The 14,126-nt window shown below is 49.2% G+C and carries 13 protein-coding genes; 10 read left to right on the forward strand and 3 right to left on the reverse strand.

Annotated elements, in window-relative coordinates; genetic code table 11:
* The first annotated feature begins 27 nt into the window (after positions 1-27).
* A complete protein-coding gene (locus ACTJJS_RS19180; RefSeq protein ID WP_168870080.1) occupies positions 28-474 on the forward strand; it encodes a hypothetical protein in 447 nt (148 codons plus the stop codon).
* A 111-nt stretch (positions 475-585) separates the two neighbouring features.
* Complete coding sequence (locus tag ACTJJS_RS19185) at positions 586-1,788, forward strand: anthranilate synthase component I family protein (protein WP_440664891.1); 1,203 nt, start codon at positions 586-588, stop codon at positions 1,786-1,788.
* On the opposite strand, the gene ACTJJS_RS19190 is transcribed toward ACTJJS_RS19185, so the two are convergent.
* A complete protein-coding gene (locus ACTJJS_RS19190) occupies positions 1,777-2,688 on the reverse strand; it encodes a TIGR01777 family oxidoreductase (RefSeq protein ID WP_440664892.1) in 912 nt (303 codons plus the stop codon). The two genes, ACTJJS_RS19185 and ACTJJS_RS19190, sit on opposite strands and share 12 nt — an antisense overlap.
* A gap of 195 nt (positions 2,689-2,883) precedes the next feature.
* Between ACTJJS_RS19190 and ACTJJS_RS19195 the strand changes: the two genes are divergently transcribed.
* The 5 genes from ACTJJS_RS19195 (at position 2,884) to ACTJJS_RS19215 (ending at position 8,911) form a co-directional block, all read left to right on the forward strand.
* Entirely contained in the window at positions 2,884-4,410 is a 1,527-nt protein-coding gene (locus ACTJJS_RS19195; protein WP_168870077.1) for a hypothetical protein, read from the forward strand.
* Positions 4,411-4,425: 15 nt separating this feature from the next.
* Positions 4,426-5,403 (forward strand): hypothetical protein, encoded by a 978-nt coding sequence (locus ACTJJS_RS19200; protein ID WP_440664893.1) that lies wholly within the window; start codon positions 4,426-4,428, stop codon positions 5,401-5,403.
* 188 nt (positions 5,404-5,591) lie between these two features.
* The gene (gene purQ / locus ACTJJS_RS19205; RefSeq protein WP_168870075.1) at positions 5,592-6,284 is read left to right on the forward strand and encodes a phosphoribosylformylglycinamidine synthase subunit PurQ; all 693 of its coding nucleotides are present in this window, start codon (positions 5,592-5,594) and stop codon (positions 6,282-6,284) included.
* Between the two features lie 34 nt (positions 6,285-6,318).
* On the forward strand, positions 6,319-6,774 hold the full coding sequence (locus ACTJJS_RS19210) for a protein-disulfide reductase DsbD domain-containing protein (RefSeq protein ID WP_168870074.1): 456 nt from the start codon (positions 6,319-6,321) through the stop codon (positions 6,772-6,774).
* 103 nt (positions 6,775-6,877) lie between these two features.
* Positions 6,878-8,911, forward strand: a complete 2,034-nt coding sequence (locus ACTJJS_RS19215; protein WP_440664894.1) for a protein-disulfide reductase DsbD family protein — start codon at positions 6,878-6,880, stop codon at positions 8,909-8,911.
* Positions 8,912-8,984: 73 nt separating this feature from the next.
* Here ACTJJS_RS19215 and hisS read toward each other — a convergent pair whose 3' ends face one another.
* A complete protein-coding gene (gene hisS / locus ACTJJS_RS19220; RefSeq protein ID WP_168870072.1) occupies positions 8,985-10,334 on the reverse strand; it encodes a histidine--tRNA ligase in 1,350 nt (449 codons plus the stop codon).
* 30 nt (positions 10,335-10,364) lie between these two features.
* Positions 10,365-10,802, reverse strand: coding sequence for a low molecular weight protein-tyrosine-phosphatase (locus tag ACTJJS_RS19225; RefSeq protein WP_440664895.1), 438 nt, complete (start codon positions 10,800-10,802; stop codon positions 10,365-10,367).
* Between the two features lie 318 nt (positions 10,803-11,120).
* Here ACTJJS_RS19225 and ACTJJS_RS19230 point away from each other — a divergent pair, with 318 nt between their 5' ends.
* Genes ACTJJS_RS19230 through ACTJJS_RS19240 form a run of 3 tightly spaced genes read left to right on the forward strand, consistent with a single transcriptional unit; the run spans position 11,121 to position 14,079 of the window.
* Positions 11,121-11,357, forward strand: coding sequence for a hypothetical protein (locus tag ACTJJS_RS19230; protein WP_440664896.1), 237 nt, complete (start codon positions 11,121-11,123; stop codon positions 11,355-11,357).
* A 58-nt stretch (positions 11,358-11,415) separates the two neighbouring features.
* The gene (locus tag ACTJJS_RS19235; protein ID WP_168870069.1) at positions 11,416-12,285 is read left to right on the forward strand and encodes a substrate-binding domain-containing protein; all 870 of its coding nucleotides are present in this window, start codon (positions 11,416-11,418) and stop codon (positions 12,283-12,285) included.
* Positions 12,286-12,324: 39 nt separating this feature from the next.
* Positions 12,325-14,079 (forward strand): tetratricopeptide repeat protein, encoded by a 1,755-nt coding sequence (locus ACTJJS_RS19240; RefSeq protein ID WP_440664897.1) that lies wholly within the window; start codon positions 12,325-12,327, stop codon positions 14,077-14,079.
* The last annotated feature ends 47 nt before the right edge of the window (positions 14,080-14,126 follow it).

Raw genomic sequence — 14,126 nt, forward strand, 5'->3', positions numbered from 1 at the left:
TACGGCAAAGAAATAAGTGAACCTATTATGAAATCAAAATCTGATAAAGAGAAAGAGACGAAAAAAACTACTTCTCCTAAGACTGCAAAAGACGCTCCTAAAGCTGCGGCCAAGCCTAAGAAAGAGGTGGATGAAGATGATGAGGACGACGAGGATGAAGAGGAAACTACATCCAAGAAAACCTCAAAGAAATCAGATAAGTCAGCTTCCAAATCCAAACGTAAAGACGATGACGATGAGGAAGATGACGACGATGATGATATGGACGATGTCGATGACGCGTGGGAAAAGGGCGAGGACGAAGACTACGATCCGGACTTTGAAGAGTTTGACATGCCTAAGTCTAAAGGTAAACGCGGCCGCCCTGCAGGTGGCAAGAAAACTGACGACGACGATGACCTGGGCATCGACGACGAGTTTAAGGACATGGACCTGTTCAATGACCGCTTTGATGACGATGATGATGATTTTTAAGGATTAAAAGCGATTAGTATCAGAATATTTCACACTTTTCCGGTCAACGATCAGAAAGTATTTAAACAACAAATGTTGAATTGGGCCAACCAGTTCAACATTTGTTGTTTATTGGATAATAATAATTATCCGTCTGCTTATCATCGTTTTGAAGCACTGCTGGCCGCTGATGCGCTGCAAACACTGGAAGCCGCTGCCGGTAACGCCTTTTCCGCGCTGGAACAATTCTATGCCACCCATCGCGACTGGCTCTTCGGTCACCTTGCCTACGACCTCAAAAATGAAACGGCCCCCGGCCTGCGTTCTGAAAACCCCGATGGCACCGGATTCCCGGACATGCATTTCTTTCAGCCCCGGGTCGTCCTCCTCCTGAAAAACAATCAGGTCCATATCGGCGGCATGCACTTCTCTGTAGAAGATGCCCTGGCTGTTTACCGGGACTGTCTTCGTATGCCCGTTACCGTTAATGCGCCTGCGGCGCCCCGGTTGACTGCCTTACGGGCCCATCTGGACCATGACCGCTACATCAGCGCCGTGAAAGGTATACAGGCGCACATCCTCCGCGGCGATTGCTACGAGGTCAACTTCTGCCGGGAAAACTTCATGGAAAATGCCAGCGTTTATCCGCCTGCGTTATTCTCGCAGCTAAACGCCCTGTCACCCGCACCGTTTGCGGCTTACTACCGTTTACATGACCGTTACCTGATCAGCTCCAGCCCTGAAAGATATCTGCAGAAAACAGGTAATACCGTTATCTCTCAACCTATCAAAGGCACTAGCAGAAAACACGCTGACCCGGTACAGGACAAGGCATTGCAGGAGGCGTTGCGCAACAACCCCAAAGAAAGGGCGGAAAACATTATGGTGGTAGACCTCGTACGCAACGACTTGTCACATACCGCCTTACGGGGTAGTGTACACGTAAAAGAACTGTGCGGTATCTATTCCTTTGCACAGGTACATCAGATGATTTCTACCGTGGCGGCGGAAACGGCTCCCGGCACACAGTTGACCGACATCCTCAAACATACGTTCCCCATGGGTTCCATGACCGGCGCTCCCAAAATCCGCGTCATGCAGCTGATAGAAGAATATGAGCAAAGCCGCCGTGGGCTCTACTCCGGAGCGGTAGGCTACATCACGCCGGAAGGCGATTTTGACTTCAACGTGGTGATCCGCAGTATCATCTACAATGACACGCGGCAATACCTGTCCTTTCAGACCGGCTCCGCTGTTACCTTTTACAGTGATCCTGAACTGGAATGGGAAGAGTGCCTGCTCAAAGCAGCGGCCATGGTACGGTTATTTGAATAGTTGCGCCATGGCTTCACCAATAGTGGGGTAGGAGAACTGAAAACCGGTATTTTGTATTTTCTGTGAAGATGCTTTCACACTTTTTAATACTTCAATGCTCATTTCGCCCAGCGCCAGTTTCAGGGCAAAGGCCGGCACATAACTGGTAATGAAGCTGTTGCCCTTGGCGGCATGCGCCATGGCCAGTACCAGCTCTTTATGCCGCACAGGCAGCGGTGCTACGGCGTTGTAAGTGCCCTCCAGCTGATCGTTCACGATCGCATTAAAATATAACCTCACCAGGTCCTGTATATGGATCCAGCTGATGTATTGGTCGCCGGAGCCTAATACCGTGGCGAAGCCGAATTTCAGTGGTTTGTAGAATTCTTTCAGGGCGCCGCCTTCCCGGCTCAACGCAATGCCGGTACGAAAAATCACCAGCTTCTTGTCTAGTGCAGCTACCGGTGTAATGCTCTGTTCCCAGGCCAGCGTGGTGCTGCCGAGGAAATCGGTGGCCGGCGGGTCTGTCTCCGTAAATGCGCGTTCTTTTGTTTCCCCGTAATATCCGGTGGCGGAAGCGCTGATCACTTTTCTGACTTTGTTGGGATGGATTTGCAGGGACTTAACGATCAGTTCACTGCTTTTGGTGCGGCTCTCCAGTATCTCCTGTTTCCTTGCCGCTGACCACCGTTTCTCCCCTACGTTGGCGCCTGCCAGATGGACGATATAGTCGGCCTCCTGCAGGGCGCTGACATCTATTGTTTGATTGTCCACGTCCCAGGCGGCATAATGTACAGCAGTATTGACGCCCTTCTCCGGTTTTCTGGTGAGAATGATCACTTTATAGCCACGCTCCAATAGCAGCCGGGTTAGTGCCGTTCCTACCAGCCCCGTACCGCCGGTTATCATAACGGTCTCCATCAGGTATATGTCTTTAAAAATATTTTATTAAAAATACACAATAAATCCCGCCTTTTGGTATTTAAGTAAAGACGCGGTTTACATCGTGTAAATTGCCGTATTAATTTCTGATTTTTAATGTAAGTTTGGAAATGGCGCGGTTGTTCGCGTCAGCTACCATTTTCATCATCAGCATTATTGAAACTACACCAGAGTATGCACACGCTATACCGCATCCAACTGTTACTGATGCTGCTCTTCGCCGGCAGCGCAGCAGTAGCGCAGAAAATCTCCTATTCCGAACCAGAAAAAGATGATTACAAAAGTACCGAATTTGAAATCATAGGTAAGGTGGGCGGCAATATACTCGTCTATAAAACTGACCGGGGCGACTATTCCGTGTCTGTTTATGATGCTGATATGCAACTGAAAGACCGGATAAAACTGGACTTCCTGCCCAGAAAGGTGATCAGCATGGACTTTGTGGCCTATCCCGACAAGGTGCTGATGATCTACCAGTTCCAGCGCAAAGATGCCGTGTTCAGCTTCTGCGCCACCATGACGCCCGAAGCCCGGTTCAACGATGCGCCTGTCATGATAGACTCTACCCGCATCGGCATGTACTCCAAGGAAAACAAAGTATATTCTATGGAGGTGTCTGAAGACAAACGCCGTATCCTCGTTTATAAAATCAATCAGGACAAGGAAGACAACAACGTGTTTTATACTTTCCTGTACGACAGCGCCATGACGCTGGTCAATAACAGCCGCCTGTCATTGCCCATGGCCGGCAGGAAACAGTTCCTCAGCAATTTCAGCCTGACCAATGAAGGCGACCTCGTGTTCAATAAACTGGAACGTACCTCCAACCGGGACTATGTGGTGAGCGGCAACTTTGTAATGAAGCGTGCGCTGGTAGACAGCTTTGAGGTATCACCCCTGTCTTTCAAGGGACAGCTCCTCGATGAGGTGAAAATGAAACTGGACAACAACCGCCATACGGCGCTGATCACCGCTTTCTACTACAAACAGAAGCGGGGCAATGTGGAAGGCATGTACCTGTACAAATACGATTATCAGAACGATAAGCCCCTCTACGAAAAATCAGTCGTGTTCTCCAATGAGCTGAAGATGAATGCCCGCGGGGAGTCCAACACTTCCAGCGCGTTTAATGATTATTTCATCCGTAAGGTCATCAATACCGCCAACGGCGGATTTCTGCTGACAGCGGAATCGTTTTCCACCTCTTCCCGCTATCAGCCGTGGAACCGCTGGAACTATATGTACGGCGCCCCTTATGGCGGCATGTATTATTCCCCTTACTATTACTCTCCTTATTCTCCGTGGTATTACAACCCATGGTACTGGAACAATTCACAGGGCGTGCGTTATCATTATGACAACGTGGCCGTGCTGTCTTTCGATGAAGAAGGCAATATGCAATGGAACAACTTTGTCCGCAAAAGCCAGTACGACGATAATGCAGACCTGTACCTGTCTTACCTGATGGTGAACATCGGCAGCGAGCTGCGTTTCCTGTACAATGAGCTGGACAGGCGCAGTTACCTGCTGACAGACGTAAGCCTGGCCCCGGGTGGAAAAGTAACCCGTATGCCTACCCTGCGCAATCTGGACAAGGGTTTTACCTGGATGCCCCGGTATGGAAAACAAATCAGTGCCCGGACGGTGTTGGTGCCGTGTGTATATAGAAACTATATTTGCTTTGCTAAAATTGACTTTTAATCACACCTTTGCACTGTGATACGATTTTTCCGTTCAGGCAATCCGCTTACGGTATTGCTCCTGCTGATATACACATTACTGGTCAAGTTTTATTATCTGATACATCCTGCCGCGTACATGGCGGATGGGTCTGAAGGCCTTTTGTACAGCCTGCTGGTCAAATGGCTGCAGGTGCTCACCGGCGGCAGCGCTTTTGTATTTACGGCACTGGCGGTGATGCTGATCCTGTTGCAGTCCTTACTGCTGACGAAGATCATCAACCATCACCGGTTGTTTCCCAAGCCGACCTATCTGCCGGCGATGTGTTACCTCCTGTTCACCTCCCTGTTGCAAAGCTGGAATGTTTTTTCCCCGGCATTGCTGGTGAACGTGATCATGTTGTGGGTGTTTTCCAGTATAACGGAGCTGTACACACGGACTTCGGCGCGCGATGTGGTATTTAACATCGGTTTTGCGCTCGGGATGTGTGGATTGATTTATTTCCCTTCTATTATTTTCTGCCTGTTGCTGCTGGTGAGTATGCTGATTATGCGTGCCTTCCGGCTGGCGGAGTGGATTATTGCCATCCTGGGGCTTATCTGTCCGATATACCTGATGGGCACATACCTGTTTCTGACCAACCAGATGACCCTGCTGCGGCAGATTCCCAACATCGGGCTGTCGCTGCCGCTGATCACCGATTATAAAGTTTGGGGGGCGATGATCGCCTGCCTGCTGTTCTTTGTGCTGGGCTGGCTGCTGTTGCAGCGCCCGCTGATGAAGATGCTGATCCAGGGCCGTAAAATATGGGCTGTGTTGATTGTATATGTGGCAGTGGCCATGCTGGTGCCTTTTTTCAATGTACATTTCTCTCCCGCATATTGGGTGCTGGCGGTTTTGCCTATCGCGATGTTTGCCGGCAACGTGTTCTGGTCTGTCACCAACGAAACCTTCGCCAATGTGATCCACTTCATTGTACTGGGGTATATGATCGTCATGCAATATTTCAGCTAGACCGCTTTTTTAACTGATTGGTTGCCAGTAATTTGTTAAATCAGGATGAGCGGCAATGGAAAATTGCGAATGGAGAAGTAATTTTGTCCTTTCCCGGTGGCTTTGATATAAGAGTTTAATATCATGTGAATAAGCGGGAAGACCGATTAATAAAATATTTTTTACATATAAACACAAAACATTTTCAGATGAAATTTGGCGTTGTCACCTTTCCGGGCTCTAACTGTGATCATGACATGATTGATTCCCTGCGCAACGATCTTGGGCAGGAAGTAATAGAGCTGTGGCACAAGGATAAAGACCTGAGCGCGTTCAGCACAACAGATTGTATTGTATTACCGGGTGGATTTTCCTATGGTGACTACCTGCGTTGCGGCGCTATCGCCAGGTTCAGCCCTATGATGCAGAGCGTGATCGAATTTGCCAACAAAGGCGGTCGTGTGATAGGTGTATGCAACGGTTTCCAGGTACTGTGCGAAGCAGGCCTGTTGCCAGGCGTATTGCTGCGTAACCAGAACCAGCAGTTCATCTGCAAAAACGTTTTCCTGAAAAGCGAAAACAACGAGGCTTCCCTCACCAAAGACGTGACCGGCCGCCCGCTGATGATCCCGATTGCCCATGGTGAAGGCCGTTACTATGCTGACGACGCCACTTTGGACGAACTGGAAAGAAACAAACAAATCCTCTTCCGCTACTGCGATGAGTTTGGCAATATTATTGACTCAGCTAACCATAACGGTGCCATCCGTAACATCGCTGGCATCTGCAATAAACAGAGAAATGTATTTGGAATGATGCCTCACCCGGAAAGAGCTACCAGCAAAGTGCTCGGTAACACTGACGGAAAGCTGATACTCCAAAGCCTGATCAACAATAATTAATCAATCAACCAACCAACCAATTAAAAAGAAAAACATGAAAAAATTACTCACAGCACTGGCACTGTTCGCCCTGCCTATCCTGGCAAGCGCGCAGATCGAGAATCCGGTTAAATGGAGCTTTACCTCCAAAAAGGTAAATGCCACCACTTACGAGGTTCACGCTACCGCCACCATCGAAAACGGCTGGCACTTATATGCACAGGAAGCAGGCGAAGGCCCGGTCCCTACCAGCTTCAAATTCACTAAAAACCCGCTGGTGGCTACCGACGGTAAAGTGAAAGAAAATGGCAAACTGCACAAATCCTTCGATAAAAACTTTAACTCTGAACTGAAATACTACGAAAACACGGTCAACTTCGTACAAACAGTGACTGTTAAAGGTAAGGCTGCCACTAAAGTGAAAGGCTCCGTAGAGTTCATGGTATGTGACGACCACCAGTGCCTTCCTCCGAAAGAAGTGGAATTCGCGGTAAGTGTGGGAGGAAAATAATTGCACACCATCACCAAAAATATGTCTATACGATGAACGAGTTCCTCCCGGGGGACTCGTTGTCGTTTAACCTACTGTATATTCTTTAAAGCCTATTGACTATATGAAGCATTTGCTTTCATTGCTGATACCGGTCTTCCTGCTATTCACCTTCGGTGCCAACGCACAAGACCAGAGCCCTAAGCCTGTTAAGTGGGAGTTCTCCGCCGAAAAGAAAAACGACCAGGAATACATACTCCATGCCAGGGCAACGATAGAAAAAGGAGCGCTGTTGTTTTCCACTACCATGGGCAACGATGACCCGAACACCCGCATTGTTCCCGACAGCGCCACCAAACTTACTTTGGGCGCCATTACTGAAAAAGGTCAGATCTTACAGCGTAAAGAACCGCTGTTCGACAACCTCGATATCAAATACTTTGAAAACGAAGTAGAGCTGGTGGCTGAAGTGAAAGGCACGCCTGCTTCCGGTAAAATCAAAGGCAATATCACCTACATGGTGCTGAAAGGAGAAGAAGTGCTCCCCGAAGAAGCTGCTTTTGATGTGGCAGTAGCACCGGCTGCTACTGATAACGGCAACACCGTGGCTCCTGCAGCCAATGGCACTGCCGCCGGCGACGTGGCGGAAGATGACGCTTCCAACAAATCCCTGATGTGGATATTCCTGGCCAGCTTCGGTGGCGGTTTTATCGCCCTGATCACGCCCTGCGTGTTCTCCATGATCCCTATCACGGTGAGCTTCTTTACCAAACGCAGCGGAACAAGGGCGCAGGGCATTAAAAACGCCTTTGTCTACTCGCTCTCCATCATCGTTATTTATACCCTGCTGGGCTTTCTCATTACCAAAATATTTGGTGCCAGCGCGCTCAACTCCCTCGCCAGCAATGGTATTGCCAACATGATCTTCTTCGTGATCTTCCTGTTGTTTGCCTTCTCGTTCCTGGGGGCGTTTGAGATTTCGCTGCCAAGCTCCTGGGCTAACGTGTCTGACTCAAGGGCAGGCATGGGCAGCTTCATGGGCATTTTCTTCATGGCGCTCACCCTTGCTATCGTGTCTTTCTCCTGCACCGGTCCTATCCTGGGCAACCTGCTGGTACTGGCGGCGAAAGGCGGTAACTCCGGTCCGCTGGTAGGTATGTTCGGCTTCTCGCTGGCCCTGGCCATTCCTTTCTCCCTGTTTGCACTGTTCCCCAGCCTGCTGAATAAAATCGGCAAATCCGGCGGATGGCTTAACGCGGTGAAAGTAACCCTCGGCTTCGTGGAACTGGCGCTGGCCCTGAAGTTCCTGTCCAACGTGGACATGGCCTATCACTGGAACCTGCTGGACCGCGAGATATTCCTGGCCCTGTGGATCGCGATCTTTGGCCTGCTGACACTGTACCTGATCGGCAAACTGAAGTTCAGCCACGACAGTGATGTGCCTTTCCTGACCGTGACCCGCCTCTGTTTTGCGATTGTGACCTTTACCTTCGTGATCTATATGGTCCCGGGCATGTGGGGCGCTCCGCTTAAAGGCATCAGCGGCTTCCTGCCGCATGAAGGCTCACAGGACTTCAACCTGAACAAATCACTCGTAGACATACAGGCATCGCTGGAAAGCGGCGGTGGCGGCGGTGGTAACACCGGTGGCAATGCCAATGCCATCAAACCGAAAAAACTGGTGGACATCCTGCATTCTGAAATACCGGGCGTGGAAAACGTGTTCTTTGATTATGAAGAAGCGCTGGCAGCAGCCAAAGCGGCCAACAAACCGCTGATGCTCGACTTTACCGGCCACACCTGCGTGAACTGCCGTAAGTTCGAAAAATCAGTGCTGTCCAATCCGGCAGTGATGAAAATCCTGCGCAACGATTTCATTGTGGCTTCGCTGTACACCGATGAAAAGACTGCCCTGCCGGAAGCGGAAAGATATGTTTCCAAATTCGATGGCACCAAAATCAAGGACATCGGCCAGAAAAACCTGGACCTGGAAGCTACTCATTTCAACCGTAACTCCCAGCCTTACTACATTCCTGTAGACCTGACAGGTGCTGCGCTGGTGAATAAAGGCTATGGCTATGATCCGAAAGAGGATGCCAATGCATTTATCGAATACCTGGAAAAAGCGAAAGCGGAATTTGCCAAAAGAAAGCAATAAGCTGACTGACTTTCAGATAATAAAAAAAGCGGAGATCACTGATCTCCGCTTTTTTTATGTCGATAAATAAACATTAGAAATTGTAATCCGCCAGCTGTTCCGCCTTGATCTTCTCCTGCTGGCCGGTGATGAAGTTCTTCACCGCGATGAGGCCTTCCTGCAGTTCCGCTTCGCCGAGGATGATCACATACGGAATACCTCTTTTATTGGCGTATTTCAGCTGTTTGTCCATTTTGGCGTTCTCGTGGAACAGTTCAGCAGCGATGCCTTTGGCGCGCAGCTGCATCATATAGCTGAAGCATGTGCGGGCGCTTTCATCGCCGAGGTTCAGGAACAGTACTTTGGTGGACTGCTGCGCTTCCTGCGGGAACAGTTGCAGTTCTTCCAGTACGTCGTAGATGCGGTCTACCCCAAAGGAGATGCCCACCCCGGAAATGCCTTTAAGGCCAAAGAGGCCGGTGAGGTCGTCATATCTGCCGCCGCCGCCGATGCTGCCCATTTTCACGGTGGGAGGCGCTTTTACTTCCACGATCATGCCGGTGTAGTAGTTGAGGCCACGGGCCAGTGTCACGTCGATTTCCGGCGTGGTGTTGAAGGTGCCGAAGCCTGAGTTGAGCACGTAAGATAGTTCCTCGATGCCTTTGAGGGCGGTAGGAGATGACTGGAGCAGGGTTTTGAGCTGTGCCAGTTTTTCTTCACTGGTGCCGCTGATGGCCAGGAAAGTCTCGATGGTGGCGATGTCCGCGTCTGTCAGTCCTCTGGTGGCCAGTTCCTTGCGTACGCCTTCCGCGCCGATCTTGTCCAGTTTATCGATGGAGATGGTGATATCGGTGAGCAGTTCCGGTTTACCGATTACTTCGGCCAGGCCGCTCAGTATTTTGCGGTTGTTGATGCGCAGTTCATAGCCTTGCAGGCCCAGTTTGGTGAGCACGGTGTCGTAGATGAGGAGCAGTTCCACTTCATTGAGGAGGGAGTTGCTGCCTACCACGTCGGCGTCGCACTGGTAGAATTCGCGGTAGCGGCCACGTTGGGGTTTATCGGCGCGCCATACCGGCTGCATCTGGTAGCGTTTAAAAGGCAGGGCGAGGTCGTTCTGGTTCATCACCACATACCGGGCAAACGGGATGGTGAGGTCGTACCGGAGCGCTTTCTCGGAGAGGGCGGCTACCAGTGATTTGTTATCGGTGGCAGCTTGTGCTTTAGGAAATATATCGCCGTTGTTGAGTATTTTAAACATGAGTTTATCGCCTTCCTCGCCGTATTTGCCGGTAAGGGTGGAGAGGTTCTCCATGGCGGGTGTTTCGAGTGGCTGGAAGCCGAATACTTCAAATGTTTCGCGGATGGTCCGGAAAATATAGTTGCGTTTTCTGACTACAACAGGGCCAAAGTCGCGGGTTCCGTTGGGAATACCGGGTTTTATCATCTTCAAAAAATATTATCGTGATGGTGGTAGTTACAGTTCCTGATCGGCGATGTCTTTGCAGGCATTGAAGATCAGTTGATATACGGGGGCAAAGAGGGCGTCGTCGAACCATGGGTCGGGCACGTCCTGGTCATCTGCCAGCAGATGTCGTACTTTGGCCTTGTCCGCTTCATTACGGGCTTTTTTCAGTACGTCGCGATGGTTGTTATGGTCCATGACATAGATGCGGTCAAACCGGTCAAAATCGGCTGTTTCAAACTGCCGGGCGGCCAGGCCGGAGATGTCCACGCCCTGGCGGCGTGCCTCGCGGATGGCGCGGTGGTCCGGGGAATGGCCCACATGCCAGTTGCCCGTACCTGCCGAGTCTATTTCCCAGTCCAGCCCCTTTTCTTGTGCAAGCTGCCGCATAATACCTTCCGCCAGGGGCGAGCGGCAAATATTACCAAGGCATACCATCAGTATCTTCATCGTTTCAGAGAATTGCGTATCAGGCCGCAAACCTACAAGTTATTATGGAAATGTTCATCTATTTGCATCTTTTAGTCAACAAAAGCAGTCGGCCCGGCTGATTTTGCTTCGATACAACACGCGGATGCATCAACTATAAATAACGGGAAATGATTAAATTTTAAATCAAAAAATTACAACATGTTGAAAAAATGCCTCAAATTGCGCTTCTATGGTCATCCGGTAAGGGTTTTGCAGCTTTTTTTTAACATTCCTCTAAAATTCGAGAATCAAGATTAAAAAATATTTTTTTGTATAATTGTAAATCGCAAGAAGGAAATGCAAGACGAACAAACAAACAGGCTACCGGAAAACCGGTACAGGCCTATGGGTGAACTGATAAGAGGTATCTTCTTTATTCTTTTCGGGCTTTTCGCCATCTTCGCGGAAAAGCTTGGATTGGGTGAATTCCGTATATCCCGGCAAGGGATGGTCATATTGGGCATCGCATTAATGCTGTATGGTATTTTCAGGGTGTATAATGGTATCCGGAAGTTATTTTTTAACAGGAATTAAAGAGACGGAAGATATGTTTTTCAGGATTACTAAAAAGTATGCTGTATATTTAACAGCCTTGACATTACTGCTGGCGGCCTGCGGCCCCAATCCTAATGCGAAAAAAGTGGATACGGCCACAGAAGGGGAGATACGTATCAGCGTGGATGAGACGTATAAACCGTTACTGGATTCGGAAATCAAGGTTTTTGAATCATTGTATCCAAAGGCACATATCATTGCTTCCTACAAACCGGAAGCAGAGTGCTTTAAAGATCTTTTAAATGATAGTGCGCGCCTGATCATTGTCACACGCGATTTCAGTGCTGCCGAACGTGATTATTTCAAGAAGATAAAGATCACGCCTCAAAGCTTAATGCTGGCCTGGGACGCACTGGCACTGGTAGTGAACCACGCTAATCCGGATTCCATCCTCACGATGGACCAGGTGCGTGGCATCATGGACGGCACTAATAAAGACAGGAAATGGCAACTGGTGTTTGATAATGCCAACTCGAGCACCGTACGTTATATTCAGGATTCCATCAATAAAGGTAAACCTTTGCCAGCCAATACCATGGCAGCCAAGACTAACCCGGAAGTGATAGATTACGTCGCCAAAAACAAGGACGCAATCGGCGTGATAGGTGTGAGCTGGATCTCTGATCCCAGCGATTCACTGGCCCTCGCATTCACCAACAAAGTGTCCGTTGTAAAGCTGAGAGCGGATAATGGTTCGGAATTTGTATTGCCTTATCAGGCTTACATTGGTATCGGGTCCTATCCATTAAAACGTGGCTTCTTCTTTTGTCTGAAAGAGCCTTACCATGGTTTAGGCTCGGGATTTGCTACCTTCCTTGGTAGTTATGAGGGCCAACTCGTGATCAAACAGGCCCGCTTATTTCCCGCGAGATTGAACGTGGTATTCAGGGAAGCCAACCTTAAATAGTCAAAAAAACACAACTAAAACTAAAAAACCAGATTGCAAATGAACAGACGGAAAAGTTTACTCGTAGCATTGCTGTGCGCCGCCTCCGGCAGTGTGATGGCTCAATCTGTGCAGGATGGATTGAAAGACCTGTATTATGGTAAAAACCTGTCCGCCAAACAGACGTTTGAAAAGGTAATTGCTGCGAAACCAACTGAAGACAAAGCTTATTATTACATGGGTATAGCACAACTCGCCATGGAAGACGTAGCCGGCGCAACTGCTACTTTCCAGAAGGGTTTGCAGGCCGTTCCAACTTCAGCTTTATTGCAGGCTGGTATGGGCCGTATCGATCTGATAAAAGGTGATGCTGCTGCCGCCAAAGCTAAATTTGAAGCTGCTACAGCTGCTACCCAGGGCCGTGATGGCGACGTGGCCCGCGCCATTGCTGATGCCAACACAGAAGTAAAAGGCGGTGACCGCGCTTATGCCCTCACTGTAATGGACAAGCTCCTGAACAACGAAGGCCGCAAGAAAAAAGAAATGTACACCGCTACCGCGGCTGACTATATCGAACAAGGTGACGCCTACCGTTACCTGGGCGGCGAAAACGGCGGTAAAGCCATCGCTGCTTACGATAAAGCCCTGGAGCTGGACGCCAACAGCGCTGAAGCTGTCATGAAACAAGGCCTCGTAAACTACAACGCGAGACTGAAAGCAGAAGCAGTGGCTGACTGGACCAAAGCTACCAATATGGACCCGAACTATGCTCCCGCCTTCAATGAGCTGTTCCTGTTCTATACTACTCCTAAAAAAGATCAGCTGTCATGGGAAAAAGCCGCTGAATACCTGGAGAAATACATGGCCATCGCTGACCCGGCAGATAAAACCAAAAACGAATACCTGGCTGCTTCCGTAGCGTTCTTCAAAAAAGACTACGATGGCGCTATCAATAAAGGTAAAGCCGCCATGGCCGGTGCCAACGAGTTTTATAAAAACAAGTTTAGCCTGCTGGTAGGTGATGCTTACCTGCAGAAAGGCGATTCCCTGAGCGCGAAAAAAGTAATGGATGATTATGTGCAGGCTGCAGGTGAAGGCAAACTGGACTCCAGCGACTACAAACTGCTGAGCACTATCTACCTCCGTCTGAAATCTTCTGATTCTGCTACACAGAACCAGTACACAGACAAAGCACTGGGCTACCTGGAAAAATTCGCTTCTTCCACTACCGCTAAGGATCCTGAGACTTACATCCAGATCGCTGAAGCACTGAAAGCTGCGAGAAAATTCGAACAGGCTGGTGACTGGTATGAAAAAGCCAATGAGCTGCGTCTGGCCAATAAAGAAACACTGGGCGCTATCGACTACTTCAACGTAGGTCTCAACTATTACTATGCCGGTATTGGTTCCAAACCAGTGGATACGGCGCTGATCAACAAAGCAGATGGTGCGTTTCAGAAAGTAATAGAGGCGAAACCAGAACTGGGCACCGGTTATTACTGGAGAGGCCAGGCCAACTTTGCCAAAGATCAGCAGGGCCAGAGCGGTGTTGCTAAGCCTTTCTATGATAAATACATAGAAATCACTGAGCCTAACGGCGCTGACAAAAACAAAAACACCCTGACTTTCGCTTATACTTATGAACTGTTGTACTACTACTTCAAGGAAGATAAAGCCAATGTTCAGGTGTATGCTGATAAGCTGTCCGCTATTGATCCAAACAACGTAACCGTTAAACAGATCAAAGAAAACATGGCCAGCCGTGAAAAAGCGTCTGCCAAGCCAGCCGCTAAACCAGCTGCCAATAAAAAATAAATAAAACTGCTTGTCATAAAAAAAGCCCCGGGCCTGCTGGTCCGGGG

It is taken from the genome of Chitinophaga sp. 22308 (assembly GCF_052045305.1).
Taxonomy (GTDB): Bacteria; Bacteroidota; Bacteroidia; order Chitinophagales; family Chitinophagaceae; genus Chitinophaga; species Chitinophaga varians_A.